The sequence below is a fragment of the Streptomyces sp. NPDC057099 genome (genome assembly GCF_042671245.1).
In the GTDB taxonomy this organism is placed as follows: domain Bacteria; phylum Actinomycetota; class Actinomycetes; order Streptomycetales; family Streptomycetaceae; genus Streptomyces; species Streptomyces purpurascens.
The window spans coordinates 43,608-65,292 of the sequence record NZ_JBHUTX010000046.1 but is presented as its reverse complement, the minus strand read 5'-3'; the positions used below and the strand labels follow the sequence as shown (position 1 = coordinate 65,292).

Genomic DNA, 21,685 nt, shown 5'->3' with positions numbered 1-21,685 from the left:
GCGGGATCGTCCGCCGCGGCCACCCGGTGCCTTCACCTGCCTTTCGAAAGGATCCGGCCTGCTGGCTTACTTCGAGGAGCTCATCAGCAGGTAGTCGTACATGCCGAGGTAGGCCTGCGTCACCGTGACGTTGGCCGCGGACGTCGGCCTGAGCAGCAGGTTCTTGCGGTAGATGACCGGAACGACCGAGGCGTTGTCGAGCACCATCTTGTCGATGTCGCCCCAGGCCTTGGTGCGGGCCGCGTCGTCGGTGTTGGCGATCGCGTCCGTCAGGGCCTTGTTGATCTTCGGGTCGTCCAGCTCCATCAGGTTGTTGCCGCCCGAGGGCTTGATGGCCGCACCGTTGATGATCTGGTCGAGGAAGCCGTAGCCGGTCGGCCAGTCGGCGCCCCACGCCATCGAGAGCATGCCGAGCTTGTTGTCGTGGACGTAGCTCGGGACACCGGCGAAGTTGGAGAAGTACTTGCCGGAGGGGAACTGCTTGATCTCGACGTTGATGCCGATCTTCTTCAGCGACGCCTGGACGGCCGTGGCCTGCGCGACCTCGGCGGGCCGGTCGGAACGGGCCGTCAGGATCGTGTTGAAGCCGTTCGGCTTGCCGCACGCCTTCAGCGCCGCCTTGGCCTTGGCCACGTCACCCTTGTGACCCTCGGTCGCGTAGGTGTCGAACTTGGTGTAGCCGTTGACCGACGGCGGCAGCAGCGTGGTCGCCACGTCGCCCTTCGGCGAACCGCCCATGGCGTCGAGCACCGACTGCTTGTCGAGGCCCCACTGAACGGCCTTGCGGCAGTCGGCGTTGTCGAACGGCTTCACGTTCACGTTCAGCGCGATGTACTGCGTCGCACCGGCGTAGGAGCTGTCCGTCTGGTTGGCCTTCGGGCCGCGCAGCACCTTCGGCTGGGTCTGCGGCTGCACACCCGTGCCGGCCGCGTCAGCCGTGATCTTGTCGGAGAGCAGGTCGTTGTCGACCGTCACCGGGTTGACCTTGAACTTGATCGTGACCTTGTCCGGCAGAGCCTTGCGGATCGGGTCCGTCTTCGCGTCCCACTGCGGGTTGCGCACGAGGGTGGCGCCGCGGCCCTCCTCGTAGGACTGGAACTGGTACGGGCCCGTGGACTGGATGGACTGCACGTACTTCGCGCCGGTGTCCTTCGACTGCTGCACCGGGGCCGTCTGCGAGAACGTCGCCAGGTAGTCGAAGTCGGCGAACGGCTGCTTCAGCTTGAAGACGATCGTCTGGTCGTCCGGCGTCTCGATGGACTTGATGCCCTCGGCGGACTTGTCCTTGTACGGGCCCTTGTACTTGTCGCCGCCGTCCAGGTACGCCTTGAAGTACGTCGGGCCGTTGGACAGCGCCTCGGGCGCGAAGTTGGAACGCTCGATGGCGTACTTCACGTCCTTGGACGTCACCGGGGTGCCGTCCTGGAACTTCACACCCGTACGCAGCTTGTACGTCCAGGTCTTGGCGTCCGTGCTGGACTTGCCGAGGCCCTCGGCGAGGTCCGGCACGACCTCCAGGCCTTCCTTGCCCGCCGCCGGTTTGAACGTGGTGAGCGTTCTGCCGTAGAGGCGGGAGAAGTTCTGCACCCAGCCGTAGTACGTGTTGCCCGGGTCGAGGGAGTCCGGCACGTCCGAGTGCTCGTAGGAGACCGTCCCGCCCTTCTTGCTCGACGCGTTGACGATCGAGTTCAGCGCGGCGTCCTTCTTGCCGCTGCCTCCCCCGTCGTTGTCGTCGCCTCCGCCGCCGCACGCGGCAGCACCCAGCGACAGTGCCAGGACCGACGCAACGCCGGCGGTCACCCTTCTCGTCTTCACCTGAGGAAGCCCCCTCATTCGATGGATCACTTGCTGCGAGGGTCGAGGGCGTCACGCAGCCCGTCACCCAGCAGGTTGAAGGCCAGGACGGTGATGAAGATCGCCAGTCCGGGCACGAACATGTACTGCGGATCAGCCGTGTAGAGATCCACAGCGTTGCTGAGCATGCCGCCCCAGGAGGCCTGCGGCGGAGCGATGCCGACACCGAGGAAGCTCAGCGCGGCCTCGAAGAGGATGTTCGTCGGGATGATCAGCGTCGAGTAGACGAGGATCGGCGCGACGAGGTTGGGGAGCAGTTCCCGGAACAGGACGTACGGACCGCGCGCTCCGAGGCTGGTGGCCGCCTCGATGAACTCCCGCTTGCGCAGGGTCATGGTCTGGGCCCGCACGATGCGGCCGATGTACGGCCAGCTGAAGAAGCCGATCACGAAGATCAGCACGCAGATGCGCAGGGACAGTCCGTCGAGGCCGAAGAAGCCGTCCTGCACCGAGGCCGAGATCGAGATGGCGAACAGCAGCAGCGGGAACGCCAGGAAGGTGTCCATCATCCGGCTGATGACGCTGTCGATCCAGCCGCCGTAGTACCCGGCGACGACACCGAGCACGGTGCCGATGCACACGGACAGCAGCGTGGCGCCGCCCGCGACCAGCAGGGAGACCCAGGAGCCGTCGATGATGCGGGCGAGCATGTCGCGGCCGTACTGGGGGTCCACGCCGAGCGGGTGGTCCCAACTCATGCCTCCCCAGCCGCCCTTGGGTGCGAGCAGCGCGGGGTCGATGAGGTCCTGGTTGAACTTGTTGGGATCGAGGTTGAAGATCCACTGGATCGGCTTGGAGAACACCGCCATCAGCACGAGCAGGATGACGACGACGCCTCCCGCCATCGCCACCTTGTCCCGCTTGAAGCGCATCCAGGCGATCTGGGTGAGCGAGCGCCCCTCGATCTGGCTCTTCTTGACCCCGGCGAGCACGGCCTCGGGCTGTGCTCCGGCTTCCGCCCCGGTGGTCTCGATCGGTGCGGTCACGGTGCGATTGACCCCTCTCGACCCGGCGATCGCCGAGCCCCTGGCTGCCGCTGTAGCGGTTTTGTTTGTCTCGTACACGAGACCGACCCGGCCCGTGTCTTGCGGGGAGTCTTCAACGCTTTGGCGATCTGTTGCCAGACTTGGCGATGAAAGGATGCGTAAACGTGATGCTGTCTGCGGGGTTCCGTTATCCGGACAACGGGTAGCAGGGGTCGGACGCGCTGCGACAGGGGGATTTTAGGACATCTCCGCGCTTTTCACCCTTATCTACGCGCGGAGAGTTGAATGGCTGTCGCCTTCGGGAGGGGGGCGGGAACAGCCTCGGTGGGGCCGGTGGGGCGGCCTGTCGGGCGGGTCAGTACCTGCCCTGGGCAGGGGGGTATCCGTAGCCCGAGGCGGGGGCCTGGACGGGGGCGGTGGCGTGGGCCTCACGGTCGTAGAAGGGGCGTGCGCCGGAGCGCAGCCACATGGCGACCGGGTCGTGCTCGTCGGACATCGCGACGGTCGACACGGGGAGCCCGTCCGGTACGGCGCCGAGGGACTGCTGCATCATCGCGCGCACCGCGTCCACGGCCGGCGGCGAGGTGTCGTAGACGTCGAGCCCGATGGCGAGATACGGCGCCCCGAGCGCGGGTTGGACCCAGGCGCGGCGCAGCGAGCGGACGGCCGGGGTGCGGTGGGCGTTCTGCGCGAGCAGGGCGTAGAACTGCGGGATCTCGATGGCCGGTTCGGACAGCCGCAGGGGTCCGGCGGGCTGACGGTCCAGGCCCGTGGCGATGCGGCGCAGGTCGAGCCAGGGGATGCCGACGCCGCCACCGGGGGCGTGCGGGTTGAGCCAGAGGCCGTAGTGGTCGGGGTAGAGGGCGCGGGCCACGTCGATGCCGTCGACGACCTCGTAGCTGCGGTTCCAGCCGCTGGCCGAGAGCTCCTGCGCGGAGGTCACACAGGGGGCGTAGCCGCAGCGCTCGACCTCCATGTTTCCGTACTGGGCGTCGGGGGATCCGGCCTGGCCCTGCCACAGGAGCATCCAGATCTGGCCGCTGTGCGGGGTCGCGAGCGCGCGCAGGAGGGCCTCATAGGCGTCATAACGCCCGGGCGTGACCTGGCGCAGCATGTGCTCGACCTGTCCGGCCGCGGCCGTGCCGCTCGCGCTCACCTTTACCGCCCCTTCGTACAACGCCTCGACCGTGACCTAGCTTAAGCCCGCGCAGGTGCCAGGGGATTGGTGCCGGTGCGCGAGTGCGGGTCGTGTGTGGCTTGTCGCGCCCACGCGGCGGAGCCGCATGGTGTCACAGCCCCGCGCCCCTGAGGTGTCTGACCTACCGCTGGAAGAAGGGCCGGACCCGGTCCCTCATCCAGTTGCCCACCGGGTCCTCCGCCACGTCCAGGAGCACCAGGTTGACGGGCCAGGGGGCCGGGGACCGGGTGACCGCGCGGGTGAGGGCGTCCAGCGGGAGGGCGCGCAGGTCGCCTTCCCACTGGGAGAGTTCGACGCCGACGAACATCACGGGGTCGGCGGTCTCGATCGCGGCGAGGCAGCGGCGGGCGGTGACGACGACGCCGATCGCCTCGAACTCGGCGGAGGCGGCGGCGAGGAAGTCCACCGGGTCGTCCTGCCAGTCGGGCTCGAAGAGGCGGACCCGGCCGCCGCTCGCGGGGCCGTCCAGCGGGGTCCGGCCGGCCCGGCACAGCTCGGCCACGGCCGGCGGCGGGAGCGGGATGCCGACGACGCCGCCCGGGTTGATGGCCATCCCCGCGTGCGGGGGCAGACCGCGGGCGAACTCCACGGCGGGCGCGATGGTGTACGACATGTGCGAGCCGACGACCTGGCGGAACTGCTCCTCGGAGCTGAACACCGGCACGTACGCCTGGCCGTCGATCTCGATGCCGGGGAGATCGAGGGGGCCGCTCTGCGGGCCGCCGCCGCTGGGCAGCGGGATCCACACGAAGCTCCGGCCGAGCACCTCGACGATCCGCCCGCCGGCCGAGGGACCGGCACCGAGGGAGGCCGAGAGCACCTCCTCCAGCTCGTTGCCGGGCCATCCGCCGTGCGGGTGGGTCTGCGTCTGCGCCGGGAAGTCCGCGGAGAAGTCCGCCGGGAAGTCCATCTGCCTACCGCCTGCCTGAAACCACTGCTGTGGCTCAAAGGCTAGCGGCTCGGGAACACCGAACGGCCACCCCGTGAACCCCCGGCCCGCGGACAACCCCCGGGCCGGGCCCCCTGCCCCACGAACACGGCTCACGGGCAACGTCCGCCCGACCCGTGAACACCGGCTCACCGGCCGGGGACAGGCGGGCCTGTGAACACCGGCTCACGGGTCGGGGACAGTCGGCCTGTGAACACCGGATCACCGACCGCAGACGACCGGACCCGGGAACACCCGCCCACCGGCCGCAAACAACCTGCCCCGGAACACCCGCCACCGGCCACGGACAGCCGGGCCCAGGAACACCGGATGACCGGCCGGGGACTGCCGACCTGTGAACACCGGCCCACGGACAGGCCGAACCCGGGGACACCCGGCACCGGTCGCAAGCAGCCGAGCCCGGGAACACCCACCCTCCGGCCTGGGCGGTCAGCCCACGAAGCCGATGCGGTGGAGGGTGTTCGCCGCGTCGCGGTCGGCGAGGATCGCTGAGCCGCAGCCGGTGGGGAGTTCGCCGCGTTCGACCTCGTGGAGCAGGCGGGTGGTGGCGGCGCGGTGGCGCAGGAAGGCGTAGCGCGAGACGCCTCGGCCGCGGTCGCGCTGGCCGGCCAGGGCCTGCTCGGGGGTGACGTCGAGCATCAGCAGGTGGAGCGTGCCACCCCGGCGGCGGGCCTCGCGGGCCAGCCAGCGGCGGACCCACGCCTGCGTGCCGCAGTCGTGCACGACGACGGCCTCGCCGCCGCGCAGGGCGCGGCGCAGCCCGGCGTAGTGGGCGAGGCGGACGAGCGGGCGGTAGACCGCGTACGGCAGGGCGCGCGGCATCCGGCGCTCCCAGTGGTCGCGGGTGTCCTGGGAGTCGATGCGCCGGCCCGGCACGGTGCGCCGCATCAGCGTGGACTTGCCGCTGCCGGGCAGGCCCGTGACCACGACGATGTCGCGGGGGCCGAACAGCAGCGCGTGCGGGCCGCGGCCGGCGCGCTCGCGCAGATCGCGGACGACCGGCACCGGCTGCGGGCCGCAGGCCGCACGCGCCGGAGCGGTCGGCTGCTCGGGCAGCGCGATGCCCGACGTCGTGGCGTACGCGGTGGTCCTGTTCACCGTGATCGTCCTCCCCTGGGGCCAGGTACGGAGTCCCATGCCCGCCGAGTGTAAAGAGAAGGTAATGCCCGATGTCTCTGGTTTTAGTCCTCTTCCTGCAACAGGCCTGCTACAGGGTGGTCCCCCTGCCACCCCGCGACAATGCGTGCAATGATGTGCCCGCCAACTGCATACCGGCCGTTTGAATCCGCGCGGGAGAGTCCCCAGCACCGTTTCACCACTGGGGCGCCGAAGGAGCAAGTCCCTCCCTTGAATCTCTCAGGCCCCGTTACCGCGCGGGCGAGGCACATCTGAAAAGCGGGCCGCACCCTTCTCCGGAGTCCGGGGAAACGGCGTGGCCCCACCCAAGGTGCAAGCCGTTGACCTGCGTGGTCATGGCGAACCTCTCAGGTTCCGATGACAGATGGGGAGGAACGACCTCGCCCGTCATGCCTTTGGGAGACGACGACCGATGAGCAGTACAGGAGAACTCCGCCACACCGCGCTCGATGCCCTGCATCGTTCGCTCGGCGCGACGATGACCGACTTCGCCGGCTGGGACATGCCCCTGCGCTACGGCTCCGAGCGTGACGAGCACAACGCGGTGCGCACGAAGGCCGGGCTGTTCGACCTCTCCCACATGGGGGAGATCACCGTCACCGGGCCGGGGGCCGCCGCCCTCCTCGACCACGCGCTGGTCGGCAACATCGGCGGGGTCAAGCCCGGCCGCGCCCGCTACACCATGATCTGCCAGGCCGACGGCGGCATCCTCGACGACCTGATCGTCTACCGGCTGGCCGAGCAGGAGTACATGGTCGTCGCCAACGCCTCCAACGCCCAGGTGGTCCTGGACGCGCTGGTGGAACGTTCCGCCGGCTTCGACGCCGAGGTGCGCGACGACCGGGACGCCTACGCGCTGCTCGCCGTACAGGGCCCGCAGTCCCCGGGGATCCTGAAGTCCCTGACCGACGCCGACCTCGACGGCCTGAAGTACTACGCCGGTCTGCCCGGCACGGTCGCGGGCGTCCCTGCCCTCATCGCCCGCACCGGGTACACCGGCGAGGACGGCTTCGAGCTGTTCGTGAAGCCGGAGCACGCCGTCGAGCTGTGGCAGGCCCTGACCAAGGCGGGCGAGGCCGCCGGCCTGGTCGCGTGCGGGCTGTCCTGCCGCGACACGCTGCGCCTGGAGGCGGGCATGCCGCTGTACGGGCACGAGCTCAGCACCTCCCTGACGCCCTTCGACGCCGGGCTCGGCCGGGTGGTGAAGTTCGAGAAGGAGGGCGACTTCGTCGGCCGCGAGGCCCTGACCGAGGCCGCCGCGCGCGCCGAGCAGAACCCGCCGCGCGTCCTGGTCGGCCTCGTCGCCGAGGGCCGTAGGGTCCCGCGCGCCGGGTACCCGGTCGTCACGGGCGGCGAGGTGATCGGCGAGGTCACCTCCGGCGCCCCCTCCCCCACGCTCGGCAAGCCCATCGCGATGGCGTACGTCGACCCCGCGCACGCGGCTCCCGGCACCTCCGGTGTGGCCGTCGACATCCGGGGCAGTCACGAGCCGTACGAGGTCGTGGCGCTGCCGTTCTACAAGCGCCAGAAGTAGAGACTGGCCGAGCGCCAGAAGCAGACACCGGCCGCGGGCCGCCACAGCGGTCCCGGGCCGTCTCACCCCCGCTCACCAGCGGTCCCCTTCACAAGCACTCATCAGCACTCCCGCGCGTACAGGAGAATTCAGGCCATGAGCAACCCCAAAGAGCTGCGGTACAGCAAGGAGCACGAGTGGCTGTCGGGCGCCGAGGACGGCGTCTCGACGATCGGCATCACGGAGCACGCGGCGAACGCGCTCGGCGACGTCGTCTTCGTCCAGCTCCCGGAGGTCGGTGCCGCCCTGTCCGCGGGCGAGACCTGCGGCGAGCTGGAGTCGACCAAGTCCGTCTCCGACCTCTACTCCCCGGTCTCCGGTGAGGTCACCGAGGTCAACGAGGACGTGGTGAACGACCCGTCGCTGGTGAACTCGGCCCCCTTCGAGGGCGGCTGGCTGTTCAAGGTGCGCGTCACGGACGAGCCGGGCGACCTGCTCTCCGCCGACGAGTACGCCGCCTTCTCCGCCGGCTGAGAGGTCGTAGCCGTATGTCCGTCCTGAACACGTCCCTGCACGAGTTCGACCCGGCCGTCGCCGCCGCGGTCGACGCCGAGCTGCACCGGCAGCAGTCCACGCTCGAGATGATCGCCTCGGAGAACTTCGCCCCGGTCGCGGTCATGGAGGCGCAGGGCTCGGTCCTGACCAACAAGTACGCCGAGGGCTACCCGGGCCGTCGCTACTACGGCGGCTGCGAGCACGTCGACGTGGTCGAGCAGATCGCGATCGACCGCGTCAAGGAGCTGTTCGGCGCCGAGCACGCCAACGTCCAGCCGCACTCCGGTGCCCAGGCCAACGCCGCCGCGATGTTCGCGCTGCTCAAGCCGGGCGACACCATCATGGGTCTGAACCTCGCGCACGGCGGGCACCTGACCCACGGCATGAAGATCAACTTCTCCGGCAAGCTCTACGACGTCGTCGCCTACCACGTCGGCGACGACGGCCGGGTCGACATGGCCGAGGTGGAGCGGCTGGCGAAGGAGTCCCGGCCGAAGCTGATCGTCGCGGGCTGGTCGGCCTACCCCCGGCAGCTGGACTTCGCCGAGTTCCGCCGGATCGCGGACGAGGTCGGCGCGTACCTGATGGTCGACATGGCGCACTTCGCCGGGCTGGTGGCGGCGGGGCTGCACCCGAACCCCGTTCCGCACGCGCACGTGGTGACCACGACCACCCACAAGACGCTGGGCGGCCCGCGCGGCGGTGTGATCCTCTCCACGGCCGAACTCGCCAAGAAGATCAACTCCGCTGTCTTCCCCGGTCAGCAGGGCGGTCCGCTGGAGCACGTGATCGCGGCCAAGGCGGTCTCCTTCAAGGTCGCGGCCTCCGAGGACTTCAAGGAGCGCCAGCGCCGTACGCTGGAGGGTGCCCGCATCCTGGCCGAGCGTCTGGTGAAGGACGACGTCCGGGCCGTGGGCGTGGACGTCCTGTCCGGCGGCACGGACGTACACCTGGTCCTGGTCGACCTGCGCCACTCGGAGCTGGACGGACAGCAGGCCGAGGACCGCCTCCACGAGGTGGGCATCACGGTCAACCGCAACGCCATCCCGAACGACCCGCGCCCGCCGATGGTGACGTCCGGTCTGCGGATCGGCACGCCGGCCCTGGCGACCCGGGGCTTCGAGGCCGAGGACTTCGCGGAGGTCGCGGACGTCATCGCCGAGACGCTCAAGCCGTCCTACGACACGGACGCGCTCAAGGCCCGGGTGAAGGCCCTGGCCGACCGGCACCCGCTGTACCCGGGCCTGAACAAGTAGCTCCCGCACAAGCAGCACCTGCACAAGTAGCGAAGAAACCTTTCAGGGCGCCGTGCCCGCCACAAGCGGTCGCGGCGCCCGGCCCCACCGCACCACCCCCGTAGTCAGGAGTTCCCGTGGCCATCTCGGTCTTCGACCTGTTCTCGATCGGCATCGGCCCGTCCAGCTCCCACACGGTCGGCCCCATGCGCGCGGCCGGCCTGTTCGCCCGGCGGCTGCGCAACGAGGAGCTGCTGGAGTCGGTCGGATCGGTCCGTGCCGAGCTGTACGGCTCGCTCGGCGCCACCGGCCACGGCCACGGCACGCCCAAGGCGGTCCTGCTCGGACTGGAGGGCGAGTCGCCGCGCACGGTCGACGTGGAGAAGGCCGACGCCCGGGTGGACGCGATCAGGACCGACGGCCGGCTGAATCTGCTGGGCGAGCACGAGATCGCGTTCTCCTTCGACGACGACATGGTCCTGCACCGCCGCAAGGCCCTGCCGTACCACGCGAACGGCATGACCCTGTGGGCGTACGACGCCTCGGGCGCGGAGCTGCTGACGAAGACGTACTACTCGGTCGGCGGCGGGTTCGTCGTCGACGAGGACGCGGTCGGCGCGGACCGCATCAAACTCGACGACACCGCGCTGAAGTACCCCTTCCGCACGGGCGACGAGCTGCTGCGCATGGCCGAGGAGACGGGCCTGTCCATCTCGGCGCTGATGCTGGAGAACGAGCGCGCCTGGCGCACCGAGGAGGAGATCCGCGAGGGCCTGCTGGAGATCTGGCAGGTGATGCGGGACTGCGTGGCACGCGGGCTGTCGCAGGAGGGCATCCTGCCCGGCGGCCTCAAGGTCCGCAGGCGCGCCGCGAACACCGCGCGCAAGCTGCGCTCCGAGGGCGACCCGAAGGCCCTCGCCATGGAGTGGATCACCCTCTACGCGATGGCGGTCAACGAGGAGAACGCGGCCGGCGGCCGGGTCGTCACCGCCCCCACCAACGGCGCCGCCGGCATCATCCCCGCGGTCCTGCATTACTACGTCAACTTCGTGCCCGGCGCCGACGAGGAGGGCGTGGTCCGCTTCCTGCTCGCCGCCGGCGCGATCGGCATGCTGTTCAAGGAGAACGCCTCCATCTCCGGCGCCGAGGTCGGCTGCCAGGGCGAGGTCGGCTCCGCCTGCTCGATGGCCGCGGGCGCCCTGGCCGAGGTCCTCGGCGGCTCCCCTGAGCAGGTCGAGAACGCCGCCGAGATCGGCATGGAACACAACCTGGGCCTCACCTGCGACCCGGTCGGCGGGCTGGTCCAGATCCCGTGCATCGAACGCAACGGCATGGCCGCGGTCAAGGCCGTCACCGCCGCCCGTATGGCCATGCGCGGCGACGGCTCCCACAAGGTGTCCCTCGACAAGGTCATCAAGACGATGAAGGACACCGGCGCGGACATGTCGGTGAAGTACAAGGAGACGGCCCGGGGCGGGCTGGCGGTGAACATCATCGAGTGCTGAGGAAGCAGGCCCTGCCCGGCGCGTTCTCGTCGTCCGGCGCCGCCAGGGCCTTCCTCACCCGAAAGGGGTTCAACCCGCCGACGTCCGGATGAACTCGGCGGCCCTCTCCCCGATCATGATGGCGGGAGCGTTCGTGTTCCCGGTGACGAGGGTCGGCATGATCGACGTGTCCGCCACGCGGACGTTCTCGAGCCCGCGCACGCGGAGTTCGTGGTCGACGACCTTGCCCATCATGCAGGTGCCCGACGGGTGGTAGAAGGAGAACGACTGCGTGCGGATGAAGTCGTCGATGTCCTGGTCGCTGTCCGACAGCGGGGCGAGTCCGGCTTCGGCGGCACCGCGCAGGTCCGACTGCAGCAGGGACGTCAGCCGCTGCTCACGGGCGATGCGCATGCACAGCCGGACGCCCTCGCGCAGCCGCCGCCGGTCGTCGGGGTCGTCGAGGTAGTTGTGGAAGATGCGCGGCTTGGCGTACGGGTGGGAGTGCCGCAGCCGCACCGAGCCGCGGCTCGCGGGCCGTGCGACGTAGGGCCCGAACGACATTCCCGGCTCCAGCGGCGCGGCAAGGCCTTCGTCACGGACGATGCCCAGCGCGGCGTGGACCTGGATGTCCGGGGCAGGAAGGTCGTCGCTGGAGCTGAAGAAGCCGCCGGTCTCGTTCCACGCCATCGGGCCGGTGCCCTGCCGGCGCAGGAGCTGCTCCTCCGCGGAGGTGTCCGGTCCCAGGAGCGGCTCGGTGTCGCTGAAGAAGCTGATGAAGCACCCGGTGTGGTCCTGCATGTTCCTGCCGACGTCCGGCAGGTCGTGCCGGGGGGTGATCCCTCCCGCGGTCAGTTCGTCGGCCGGCCCGACGCCGGACTGGAGGAGCAGGTGGGGCGAGTTGTAGGCCCCCAGGGACAGCACGATCTCACGGTCGACGCGGATCGTCCGGACGGTTCCGAGGTGGTCGACCTCCAGGCCGGTGGCCCGCGAGCCGTCGAAGCTCAGGCGCAGAGCGGTCGTCGAGGGAAGCACGGTGAGGTTCGCACGGCCCGCGGCCGGCTCCAGGAACGCGATCGCGCTGCTGCACCGCAGGCCGTTCCGCTGCGTGACCTGGTGGTAGCCCACGCCCTCCTGCTCGGCTCCGTTGAAGTCCGAGTTGTACTTGTGGCCCGCGTCCTGAGCCGCCTCGACCCATGCCGTCAGCAGGGGGTGGACGGAGTTGGGGTTGCTGACGGTGAGGGGGCCGCCGACGCCGTGGAAGTCGTCGGCTCCGCGCTCGTTGTCCTCGGACTTCTTGAAGAAGGGCAGGACGTCGTCGTACCCCCAGCCCGGGTTGCCGAGCCGCTCCCAGGTGTCGTAGTCGTAGCGGTGACCGCGGACGTACAGCATCGTGTTCATCGAGCTGGTGCCGCCGATCGCCCGGCCGCGGGGCAGGTAGGCACGGCGCCCGCCGAGCTGCGGCTCGGGTTCCGTCTCGAAGTCCCAGTCGAACGCCGTCTTGAGCTGCTGCGAGAACAGGGCGGGGATCTCGAAGAGGCGGCCCCTGGCCGGCGGCCCCGCTTCGATCAGCGCGACCGTGACATCAGGATCCTCGGACAGCCGGGCCGCCAGCGCACAGCCGGCCGAGCCGGCACCGACGACGATGTAGTCATACGTTTCCGTGTTCATTTCGCCTCCCTGGAACTGGTTCCTGGAGAGGCTAGAGACGCCGGGCATGCTCAGCCCATGCACGACGTGAGCAACTCAGGCGGCTGTCATTACCCATTCCGTGCATGTGCTGAATCCGTGCCGCTGCTTACGCTCTCTTGGAACCACCGCGGCAAGGAGGGGAATCCCACTCATGTCCGACCCGGTCCGTCAGGATTACACGCCCCCGGAGCTCCGGCCCGAGGCCCTCGTTTCAGTCGGTACGGCCGAAGAGATCAGCACCGATGTCCTGATCATCGGCTCCGGCATGGGCGGGTCCTCGCTGACCTGGGCGCTGAAGGACTCCGGTCTCGACGTGCTCGTCGCCGAACGCGGCCATTTCCTGCCCCGTGAACCGGAGAACTCGCAGCCGGCCGAGATGTATATCAAGGGCCGGTACAAGAACGCCGGCCATTGGTACGACGGCAGCACCGGCAAGCCGTTCGCGCCGGGTGTGTATTACTGGGTGGGCGGAAACACCCGTTTCTACGGAGCCATGCTGCCCCGTTTCCGGCGCAGTGACTTCACCGAGGTGGAACACCACGAGGGCGTCTCGCGTGCCTGGCCTTTCGATTACGACGACCTGGAGCCCTTCTACACCGTCATGGAGCATCTGCTCCAGGTGCACGGGCAGACCGGCGAGGACCCGACCGAGCCGCCCCGCTCCAAGCCCTACCCGTACCCCGCGCTCCAGCACGAACCGGAGATCGAGCGGTTCTCCCGGTCGCTGCGCAGGCAGGGCCTGCACCCGTTCCACACGCCGAACGCGCTGAACATCAGCACGCAGGCCGATCGCGCCGCCGTGACGACCGCCGACGGCTGTCCGGACGAGACGGGCATGAAGTCGGACGCCGAGAACCGGCTCCTGCTCCCCGCGCTGCGCGACGGCGTGAAGATCCTCACGGGTGCGGAGATCACCCGTCTGATCACCTCGCCCGACGGGCGCAAGGTCGTCGCCGCCGAGGCACGGCACGCGGGCCGTACCGTCCGGATCAACGCCAAGACCTTCGCCCTCGCCGGAGGCGCCGTCAACTCGACCGCGCTGCTGCTGCGTTCGGCCGACGACGCGCACCCTGAGGGTCTCGCCAACTCCTCAGGGCTGCTGGGCCGCAACTACATGGTCCACAACAGCACGTTCTTCGTCGGGGTCAACCCCCTGCGGACCAACCCCACGCAGTGGCAGAAGACCCTCGGTCTGAACGACTTCTACGAAGCGGGACCAGGGACGCGCTTCCCGCTCGGGAACCTCCAGATGCTGGGCAAGCTACAGGCCCCCATGCTCAAGCCCGCCCGTCCGTGGGCACCGACGTGGGCCCTGAAGTTCATGGCGGCCAGGAGCCTCGACATCTACCTGACGACCGAGGACCTCCCGTCCCGGAACAACCGGGTGCGCGTGGACGGCGACCGCATCCTCATCGACTGGACGCCGACCAACCTCGCGCCCCACCACGAACTCGTACGCCGGGTGACCCGGGCGGTCCGCAAGTCCGGCTATCCGCTGATCTTCACCCAGCGCATGGGGATCGAGACCAACTCCCACATGTGCGGAACGGCCGTGGCGGGTCACGACCCGGCGCAGAGCGTGCTGGACCCCCTGTGCCGCAGCCATGACGTCGAGAACCTCTGGGTGACCGACTCGTCGTTCTTCCCGTCCTCCGCGGCGCTCAACCCGGCCCTGACGATCGGGGCGAACGCCCTGCGCATCGCCCCGTCCCTCGCCCGGGCGACGAAGGGCTGACGCCGTAGCGGCCTGACCCGCCGCAGGTCAGGTCCGCCGCAGCGTCGGCTTGCGCAGCAGATCGTGTCCGCGCACGGCCAGTTGCAGCCGCTGCTGGTTGCTGACCTGGGTGAGGTCGAGCCCGAGGATCTCGGAGAGTTTGTCGAGGCGGTGGTAGAGGGTGCGTCGCTGGATGAAGAGTTCCTCCGCCGCCCGCGCCTTGTTGCCACCGCAGTCGAGGAACGAGCGCAGGGTGGGCAGCAGAGGGTTCTTCGCCAGTGCGTCGTGCTCGAGGAGCGGACCGAGTTCGTCCTCGACGTAACGCCTGAGCTCGGGCCCCTCGGAGAGGGCGACGAGAAGGCGCAGAGCCCCCAGATCGTCGAAGTGACGCACTTCCGTGGTCGAGGCCGCCGCGGCGACGGACGCCGCGCTGCGGCTCTGGCGCAGCGCCAGCGGAAGCACCGCCGGCTCCACGATGCGGCTGATGCCACCCCGTACCCCGTGATCGGCCAGCAGGGTCCGCACACGGCCGGCGTCGGCGCGGGTGGGCAGTCCCACGACCGCCACGTCGAAGTCACCGGTGTCGCCCACGACGGCGGGCCAGCCGGCCTCCTCCAGAAGGCGGGCGAGGATGTGGTCCTTGACGGGCTCCTCGTCCCCCGCCCATGCCGTGACGACGATCAGGTCCCGCCCGCGCAGGTCCTGGCCGAGCGCCAGGCTGAGCGTCACGAACCGCTCTCCCGTGACGTCGCCGAGGAGCAGCCGGTTGAGCAGCGCCGTCTGGCGCTGGGACGCGCGGGCGCCGCTCTCCCGCTCGCTCAGCAGCGAGATCGCCACGGCCGCGGCGGCCCGCTCCAGCGTGCGCAGTTCGGGCGGGCTCGGCTGCCTTCCACCGTGCAGAAGGTGCAGCCACCCCCATGACTCGCCCCGGAGCACCACGGGTTGGCGAGCGCACGGCGCGACCTCGCGGAACGACGCCGCCGAGGCGGTCGGGACCTCGGGACGCTGCGCCGCCAGCGAGGTGTGGCGTTCGTGGATCGCCCGGGAGTGCGCGCTCCACTCGTCCACGATCCGGTCGGCCTCCGGCGTCGCGCCTCCGTACGCCAGCATCTGATGGGCGACGTCCTCCAGCACCACGGGGTGCCCGGTGCGACGGGCCAGTTCTCTGACCACTCCGACGTAGTCCTCGTCCGCCAGGAGCAGGTCCATGAACGCCTGGCTGGTGGCCTCCTCGGCGATGAGCTGCTTGACGCGCATCCCGACCAGGACCTCGTGGACCTGGGCCGATGTCTCGACGAAGGGAATCTCGTCGGTGAGTCCCACCAGGGGCAGGCCGACCGCCTCCGCCTCCTCGATCACGGCCTCGGGCATGGAGTCGAACATGCGCCCGGCCAGTTCGACGACGAGTACGGCCGCGTGGGCGTCCGCGAGCCGCCGGATGAAGGCACGCTGCTCGAGCTCCGTCGCGCCCATGCCGAGGCCGGCCGTCAGCAGCATCTCCTGACCCGTGAGAAAGCGATGGATGTCCGGGATCTCCCCGGTGTGCACCCAGCGCACAGGACGGTCCAGATTCCTCTCCCCGGCGTACACACGCACGGCCGTGCGCGTGAACACCTCAAGCTCCAGTACGGCGCGAACAGTCAGAACTTGAGCCATGATCCACGACCTCGGTGTGTGCAGAACCCCCGGTCAATATTGCACACACTGTGCCTGTCGTCCCACGCCCCGTTTGCCCAGACTTCAGGGCAAGCCCGCAGGCACGACCCCGTGCAAGGAGTGCAGAGTGTCAGCACAACACAAGACCATCAAGGCTCCTGTCGCCGTGAAGACGTCGCGGACCAGCCGTCCGGAAATCGTCGAAACCGTCGCGGACGTGATCGCCGACGTACGTGCCAACGGCGACGCCGCCGTGCGCCGCTGGTCGCAGAAGTTCGACGACTGGAGCCCGGAGTCCTACCGTCTCGGTCCGGACCAGATCGCCTCGGTCGTCTCCTCCGTCCCCGAGACGGTCCTCGACGACCTGCGGTTCGTCCAGAAGCAGGTCCGCGGCTTCGCCCAGGCGCAGCGGGATTCCCTCACCGACTTCGAGGTGGAGACGCTGCCCGGCGTCTACCTGGGGCAGCGCAACATCCCCGTCGGCGCGGCCGGCGCCTACGTGCCCGGCGGCCGCTACCCCCTCACCGCGTCGGCCCACATGACCGTCCTGACGGCCAAGGTCGCGGGGGTCGGACGGGTCGCCGCGACGACTCCGCCGGACCGGGGTGCTCCGCCGCCCGTCAGTATCGCCGCGATGCATCTGGCCGGCGCCGACGAGATCTACGTGATGGGCGGTGTCCAGGCCGTGGCCGCCCTGGCGCTGGGCACCGAGACGATCGACGCGGTCGACATGCTCGCCGGCCCCGGCAACGCCTACGTGGCGGAGGCCAAGCGCCAGCTCTTCGGCGAGGTCGGGATCGACCTCTTCGCCGGACCGACGGAGGTACTGATCGTCGCGGACGGCACCGCGGACCCGTTCGTGGTGGCGACGGACCTGCTGTCCCAGGCCGAGCACGGACCCGACTCCCCGACGGTTCTCATCACGACGTCCGAGGAGGTGGGCAGGCAGACCATCGCCTGGGTGGACAAGCTGCTGCCCGACCTGCCCACCGGAGACATCGCCGGGCGCGCCTGGCGCGACCACGGCGAGGTGATCGTGGTCCCCACCCTGGACGCCGCCTACGAACTCGCCGACGAGTACGCCAGCGAGCACGTCCAGATCCTCACCGCCGAGCCCCGCGAGGCGCTGCACCGGATGCGCAACTACGGTGCCCTGTTCCTCGGGGACAAGACGTGCGTCGCCTACGGCGACAAGGTCATCGGCACCAACCACGTGCTGCCCACCCTGGGAGCGGCCCGCTACACCGGCGGCCTCTGGGTCGGCAAGTACCTCAAGACCATGACCTATCAGGAGATCAGGGACTCCGGGTCCAGTGCCCGGCTCGGCGAGATCTGTGGCAGGGCCTCGCGCATCGAGAACTTCGAGGGACACGCGCGCTCGGGAGACGTCCGCGCCGCGCGCTTCGGATCGGCCCGGCTGGACTGGACCGACCACACCTTCGAGCAGAGCTGAACCGCGATGACCGATCGCGACTTATGCCGGACCGCATACGCAGCACGGCAGCCGTTCGACAAGGAGCACTTCCCCCTCGACCCACGGAGATCGTCATGTCAGCTACGGACAACGAGGCGCACGCGGCGCCCACATCCACCCCCGTCGGCCCCTCGGGCGGGGCCGCGACCCCCGTCTCATCGGCCGAGGACGCGGAACTGCTCGCCGCACTGGGTTATGAGCAGAAGTTCGACCGCAAGGTCAGCCTGTGGGGCAACTTCGCCCTGGGCTTCGTGTACCTCTCGCCCCTGGTGGGCGTCGTGGCCCTCTTCGCGGTCGGTCTGGCGACCGCCGGCGGACCGTCCATCTTCTGGATCGGCATCGTCGGGGCCGGGCAGTTCCTGGTCGCGCTGGTCTTCGGGGAGGTCGTCTCGCAGTTCCCGCTCGCGGGCGGGCTCTACCAATGGGTCAGAAGGCTCTGGAACGGGCGCTATGCCTGGTTCAACGCGTGGACCTACATCTGTTGCATCACCATCGGCATCACCAGCACCGCACTGTTCAGCTCGGACTTCGTCGCCAGCCTCTTCGCCGGAACCGCCGACGCGCCCGGCATCAGCTCCACGCCCTCTCAGCGCCTGTGGATCGCGATCGGCGTCACCGCCGTCTGCCTGATCTGCAACTGCTTCGGCACCAGGACTCTGGCGCTGATCTCGAAGATCGGGCTCGCCGCGGAACTGATCGGCATCGTTCTCGTGGGCTTCTACCTGCTGATCTTCGAACGGCACAACTCCATCTCGATCTTCTTCGAGACCAGCAGCTCCACCCACGACAACTACGTCATGGCCTTCATCGCGGCCTCGCTCGTCGGGCTCTTCCTCTTCTACGGCTTCGAGGCGTGCGGCGAGATCGCCGAGGAGGTTCCCAACCCCTCCCGCAGCATCCCGCGGGCCATGCAGCTGACCGTGGCCGTCGGTGGAGTGGCCGCGCTTCTCGCGTTCGTCGGGTACGCGCTCGCGGCTCCGGACCTCGCCTCGATCCTCTCGGGCAAGGACACCAACCCGATCCCCTCGATCCTGCAGAACTCGCTCGGCATCGTGGGCACGAAGGCGGTGCTCGCGGTCATCATCACGTCCTTCATCGCGGGTGTGATGAGCCAGCAGGCCGCCGCGAGCCGGATCGTCTTCTCCTTCGCCCGTGACGACATGTTCCCGGGCTCCCGTGTCTTCTCGAAGATCTCCCGCAAGCACCGCGTCCCCATGAACGCGCTGCTGGCCGTGAACGTCGTCCCGCTGCTGATCTTCGTGTTCGTCTACTACTCGCCCGACTCCCTCACCAAGATCGTGGCGTTCCAGGTGCTGGCCGGATACGCGGCGTTCATGATGGTCGTACTGGCCGCGCTGCGGATGCGCCTGAAGGGCTGGCGTCCCGCCGGAGCCTGGACCCTCGGCCGCTGGGGCTTCGTGGTCAACGTGGCGGCCCTGGTCTACGGCGTGCTCGGGATGGTTCTTCTCGCCTGGCCCACCGGCGACGCCGGAACCGCGTTCCTGGACCGGTGGATCGCACTCATCGGCTTCCTCGTCGTCTCGGCCGTGGGCCTGGTGTACCTGCTGACCGCGAAGCCGGAGCGCAAGTCCACCGCGCCGGAAGGTGACGCGATGGAGGTGGCCGAGATTCTGCGCAGCCGCGCCGCGGCCCTGTCCCGTACGACCGGAGGGAACACCGCATGACCCGCGTCCTGTATCTGTACGGAGGCTGGCCGGGGCACAAGCCCTACCAGGTGGCCGAGGAATGGGCCCTCCCCATTTTCAAGAACCTCGGGTTCGACGTCGCCGAGACCAACGACATCTTCGCGCTCGACGCCGACCTCACCGGCTACGACCTCATCGCGCTCAACTGGAACAACGCCCTGCTGTCCGAGGGGCTGACCGCCGCCCAGGAGTCGAACCTTCTGGGGGCGGTGGAAAGCGGCACCGGGATCGCCGCCTGGCACGGCGCGGCCGCCGCGTTCCGCACGAGCCTCAAGTACCACTGGCTGCTCGGCGGCAGCTTCCTCGAACACCCCGCCGGCGAAGGCGTGAAGTACCCCTACGAGGTCACCGTCACGGACACCGGCCACCCGATCACCGCCGGCGTGCGGGACTTCCGGGTGGCGTCGGAGCAGTACTACATGTCCGTCGACCCCAACAACCACGTCCTGGCCGAGTCCACCTTCACCGGCGAACACCTGCCGTGGCTGGAGGGAAAGACGATCCCCCAGGCCTGGACCCGGACCTGGGGACGGGGCCGCGTCTTCTACAGCGCGGTCGGACACGACCTCGACGACCTCCAGAACCCGGACGTCACCCGCCTGTGCACACAGGGTTTCGCCTGGGCCGCCCGTCAGGACGCCTGACCCCCCTTCGAACCGAGCTGATTGGGAGCACACCATGCCTGTCCTCACCGGAGGCCAGATCGTCGCGCGGACCCTGCGCAACTACGGGGTCGACGTCGTCGCCGGCATCCCCGGCCACGGCATCTGGTCACTGACCGACGCCTTCCTCGACGACGAGTCCAGGATCCCCTTCATCCAGACCTTCCACGAGCAGAGCGCCGTCCACCTCGCCGACGGCTACTACCGCGTCACCGGCCGCCCGCAGGCCGCTGTGACCTCCATCGGCGCCGGCGCGAGCAACACCGTCATCGGCATGGGCACCGCGTTCACGGACTCGACCAGTGTTCTCGTCGTCACGGGCGGCCCGCCGACCCATATGCGCGGCCACGGACTGCTGCAGGAGCTCGACCGCTACACGGCGAACGACTTCCCCAAGGTGGCCGAGGCCGTCAGCAAGCGGCACTGGGTCGTCACCCGGGTCGAGGAGCTCCCCTTCGTCCTGCACCGCTGTTTCAACTCCATGCTGACCGGCCGCCCGGGCCCGGTGCACCTCGAAGTCCCCATGGACGTACAGGCCGAGGCCGCGAACGTGGACCTGCACGACCTGGAGCGGCGCATCCCGGTCGGCCGTCAGCACCCCGATCCGGAAGCCGTGGACCGTGCCGTGGACGTGCTGCGCGCGGCCACCCGGCCGGTCATCGTGGTCGGCGGCGGTGCGATCACGTCCGAGGCGTCCGACCAGGTCCTCGCGCTCGCCGAGCGGTGGCAGATCCCGGTCGTCACCACGTGGAACGGCAAGAGCGCCTTCCCCGAGGACCACGAGCTGTTCGCCGGCAGCGTCGGCCAGACCGGCACGATGACCGGCAACGCGATCGCGAGCTCCGCCGACGTCGTGATCTCGGTCGGCTGCCGCTTCACCGACTGGTCCGCCTCCAGCTACGCCAAGGGCATCAGCTTCTCCATCCCGCCCGCGAAGCTCATCCACATCGACATCGACCCGCACGAGATCGGCAAGAACTACCCCGCCGAAGTGGGCATCGTCGCGGACGCGCAGCGCGCCGTTGCCGCCATCGTCGACTCCCTGCCCAGCAAGGGCGTCGACCGCTCCGAGTACCTCGCCGAACTCGCGAGCCTCAAGCAGGACTGGGAGGAGAAGCTCGCCGGCCGCCGGGACAGTGACCGCTTCCCGTTCACCTCCCAGCGCCCGCTCGGCGCCCTGCGCTCGGTGCTGCCGCGCGACGCGATCGTCGTCGCCGGCTCGGGCAACACCCAGGGAGCGGTCAAGCAGACCTTCCCCGTCTACTCACCGCGCACCCACCTCACCTCCGGCGGCTTCTCCTCCATGGGCTGGGCCGTCCCGGCCGCCGTCGGCGCCAAACTCGCCCGGCCCGACAGCCCCGTGGTGTGCGTCCTCGGCGACGGCGACTTCCTCATGACCGCCCAGGAGATCGCCCTGAGCGTCACCGCCGACGCACCGGTGATCTTCGTGGTCCAGAACAACGCCGGTTACATGTCGATCCGCGGCGGCCAGCGCAAGCAGACCTCGCGGCACATCGGCACCGAGTTCTCCCACCCCGACGGCTCGCCGTACAGCCCCGACTTCGCGGCCATGGGCCGGGCCTTCGGGATCGAGTCGTGGAAGGTCAACGACGCCGCGTCGCTGGAGCCGACCCTGCGCAAGGCGGTCCAGTCCGGGGCACCGGCCCTGGTCGAGGTCCCGACGGACCGCGACGCCGCGGGCCCCTGGGTCCCCGGCTGGTGGGACTTCCCGATCCCGGCCTACATCACCGACGAGCGCCAGGACGAGTACCACCGCACCCGGGCCACCGAGCAGCACCTCTGAGCCGGCGGCACGCCCGGTGACACCCGCCGCCCATGCAGCCGAGACCCGGCCGCAAGGGCGGCGGGC

General features: G+C 69.6%; 16 protein-coding genes and 2 riboswitches. Of the genes, 9 read left to right on the top strand and 7 right to left on the bottom strand.

The features are described from left to right. Window positions 1-66: 66 nt before the first annotated feature. The 5 genes from ACFT4A_RS34910 to ACFT4A_RS34890 form a co-directional block, all read right to left on the bottom strand. Window positions 67-1,833 (bottom strand): ABC transporter substrate-binding protein, encoded by a 1,767-nt coding sequence (locus tag ACFT4A_RS34910; RefSeq protein ID WP_382838536.1) that lies wholly within the window; start codon window positions 1,831-1,833, stop codon window positions 67-69. A gap of 8 nt (window positions 1,834-1,841) precedes the next feature. Further along, window positions 1,842-2,840, bottom strand: coding sequence for an ABC transporter permease (locus tag ACFT4A_RS34905; RefSeq protein ID WP_382838533.1), 999 nt, complete (start codon window positions 2,838-2,840; stop codon window positions 1,842-1,844). Between the two features lie 355 nt (window positions 2,841-3,195). Then, window positions 3,196-3,996, bottom strand: a complete 801-nt coding sequence (locus ACFT4A_RS34900; protein WP_382838530.1) for an enhanced serine sensitivity protein SseB C-terminal domain-containing protein — start codon at window positions 3,994-3,996, stop codon at window positions 3,196-3,198. Between the two features lie 163 nt (window positions 3,997-4,159). Further along, window positions 4,160-4,948, bottom strand: coding sequence for an enhanced serine sensitivity protein SseB (locus ACFT4A_RS34895; RefSeq protein WP_382838527.1), 789 nt, complete (start codon window positions 4,946-4,948; stop codon window positions 4,160-4,162). Window positions 4,949-5,416: 468 nt separating this feature from the next. Then, window positions 5,417-6,085 carry an AAA family ATPase gene (locus tag ACFT4A_RS34890; RefSeq protein ID WP_382838541.1) on the bottom strand — a complete coding sequence of 223 codons (669 nt, stop codon included), beginning with the start codon at window positions 6,083-6,085 and terminating at the stop codon, window positions 5,417-5,419. A gap of 182 nt (window positions 6,086-6,267) precedes the next feature. Next, a riboswitch (glycine riboswitch) is annotated at window positions 6,268-6,369 on the top strand. 1 nt (window position 6,370) lies between these two features. Further along, a riboswitch (glycine riboswitch) is annotated at window positions 6,371-6,498 on the top strand. Window positions 6,499-6,536: 38 nt separating this feature from the next. On the opposite strand from ACFT4A_RS34890, the gene gcvT reads away from it, so the two are divergent. The 4 genes from gcvT to ACFT4A_RS34870 all read left to right on the top strand — a co-directional run bounded on the left by gcvT (window position 6,537) and on the right by ACFT4A_RS34870 (window position 10,932). Continuing rightward, on the top strand, window positions 6,537-7,658 hold the full coding sequence (gene gcvT, locus ACFT4A_RS34885; RefSeq protein ID WP_382838524.1) for a glycine cleavage system aminomethyltransferase GcvT: 1,122 nt from the start codon (window positions 6,537-6,539) through the stop codon (window positions 7,656-7,658). 135 nt (window positions 7,659-7,793) lie between these two features. After that, window positions 7,794-8,171 (top strand): glycine cleavage system protein GcvH, encoded by a 378-nt coding sequence (gcvH, locus tag ACFT4A_RS34880; RefSeq protein ID WP_382838521.1) that lies wholly within the window; start codon window positions 7,794-7,796, stop codon window positions 8,169-8,171. 14 nt (window positions 8,172-8,185) lie between these two features. Continuing rightward, window positions 8,186-9,448, top strand: a complete 1,263-nt coding sequence (gene glyA / locus ACFT4A_RS34875; RefSeq protein WP_382838519.1) for a serine hydroxymethyltransferase — start codon at window positions 8,186-8,188, stop codon at window positions 9,446-9,448. Between the two features lie 116 nt (window positions 9,449-9,564). Next, a complete protein-coding gene (locus tag ACFT4A_RS34870; RefSeq protein WP_382838516.1) occupies window positions 9,565-10,932 on the top strand; it encodes an L-serine ammonia-lyase in 1,368 nt (455 codons plus the stop codon). Window positions 10,933-11,001: 69 nt separating this feature from the next. Here the strand turns inward: ACFT4A_RS34870 and ACFT4A_RS34865 are convergent, their stop codons facing one another. Beyond that, window positions 11,002-12,582: a GMC family oxidoreductase gene (locus ACFT4A_RS34865; protein WP_382838514.1), complete on the bottom strand. Its 1,581-nt coding sequence runs from the start codon at window positions 12,580-12,582 to the stop codon at window positions 11,002-11,004. A gap of 172 nt (window positions 12,583-12,754) precedes the next feature. On the opposite strand from ACFT4A_RS34865, the gene ACFT4A_RS34860 reads away from it, so the two are divergent. Continuing rightward, window positions 12,755-14,338 (top strand): GMC oxidoreductase, encoded by a 1,584-nt coding sequence (locus ACFT4A_RS34860; RefSeq protein WP_382838511.1) that lies wholly within the window; start codon window positions 12,755-12,757, stop codon window positions 14,336-14,338. Window positions 14,339-14,365: 27 nt separating this feature from the next. On the opposite strand, the gene ACFT4A_RS34855 is transcribed toward ACFT4A_RS34860, so the two are convergent. Next, window positions 14,366-15,973: a PucR family transcriptional regulator gene (locus ACFT4A_RS34855; RefSeq protein ID WP_382838509.1), complete on the bottom strand. Its 1,608-nt coding sequence runs from the start codon at window positions 15,971-15,973 to the stop codon at window positions 14,366-14,368. A 127-nt stretch (window positions 15,974-16,100) separates the two neighbouring features. Here ACFT4A_RS34855 and hisD point away from each other — a divergent pair, with 127 nt between their 5' ends. The 4 genes from hisD to ACFT4A_RS34835 all read left to right on the top strand — a co-directional run bounded on the left by hisD (window position 16,101) and on the right by ACFT4A_RS34835 (window position 21,619). Then, window positions 16,101-17,426: a histidinol dehydrogenase gene (gene hisD / locus ACFT4A_RS34850; protein WP_382838506.1), complete on the top strand. Its 1,326-nt coding sequence runs from the start codon at window positions 16,101-16,103 to the stop codon at window positions 17,424-17,426. Window positions 17,427-17,521: 95 nt separating this feature from the next. Continuing rightward, on the top strand, window positions 17,522-19,132 hold the full coding sequence (locus ACFT4A_RS34845; protein WP_382838503.1) for an APC family permease: 1,611 nt from the start codon (window positions 17,522-17,524) through the stop codon (window positions 19,130-19,132). Then, window positions 19,129-19,797: a ThuA domain-containing protein gene (locus tag ACFT4A_RS34840; protein ID WP_382838500.1), complete on the top strand. Its 669-nt coding sequence runs from the start codon at window positions 19,129-19,131 to the stop codon at window positions 19,795-19,797. Before ACFT4A_RS34845 ends, ACFT4A_RS34840 begins: the two co-directional genes overlap by 4 nt. A gap of 34 nt (window positions 19,798-19,831) precedes the next feature. After that, window positions 19,832-21,619 carry a thiamine pyrophosphate-binding protein gene (locus ACFT4A_RS34835; RefSeq protein ID WP_382838497.1) on the top strand — a complete coding sequence of 596 codons (1,788 nt, stop codon included), beginning with the start codon at window positions 19,832-19,834 and terminating at the stop codon, window positions 21,617-21,619. The last annotated feature ends 66 nt before the right edge of the window (window positions 21,620-21,685 follow it).

Coding starts and splice junctions, on each gene's coding strand:
- ACFT4A_RS34910 (WP_382838536.1), bottom strand. CDS start 1,833: ATGAGGGGGCTTCCTCAGGTGAAGACGAGAAGGGTGACCGCCGGCGTT.
- ACFT4A_RS34895 (WP_382838527.1), bottom strand. CDS start 4,948: ATGGACTTCCCGGCGGACTTCTCCGCGGACTTCCCGGCGCAGACGCAG.
- gcvT (WP_382838524.1), top strand. CDS start 6,537: ATGAGCAGTACAGGAGAACTCCGCCACACCGCGCTCGATGCCCTGCAT.
- gcvH (WP_382838521.1), top strand. CDS start 7,794: ATGAGCAACCCCAAAGAGCTGCGGTACAGCAAGGAGCACGAGTGGCTG.
- glyA (WP_382838519.1), top strand. CDS start 8,186: ATGTCCGTCCTGAACACGTCCCTGCACGAGTTCGACCCGGCCGTCGCC.
- ACFT4A_RS34865 (WP_382838514.1), bottom strand. CDS start 12,582: ATGAACACGGAAACGTATGACTACATCGTCGTCGGTGCCGGCTCGGCC.
- ACFT4A_RS34860 (WP_382838511.1), top strand. CDS start 12,755: ATGTCCGACCCGGTCCGTCAGGATTACACGCCCCCGGAGCTCCGGCCC.
- ACFT4A_RS34855 (WP_382838509.1), bottom strand. CDS start 15,973: ATGGCTCAAGTTCTGACTGTTCGCGCCGTACTGGAGCTTGAGGTGTTC.
- ACFT4A_RS34845 (WP_382838503.1), top strand. CDS start 17,522: ATGTCAGCTACGGACAACGAGGCGCACGCGGCGCCCACATCCACCCCC.
- ACFT4A_RS34840 (WP_382838500.1), top strand. CDS start 19,129: ATGACCCGCGTCCTGTATCTGTACGGAGGCTGGCCGGGGCACAAGCCC.
- ACFT4A_RS34835 (WP_382838497.1), top strand. CDS start 19,832: ATGCCTGTCCTCACCGGAGGCCAGATCGTCGCGCGGACCCTGCGCAAC.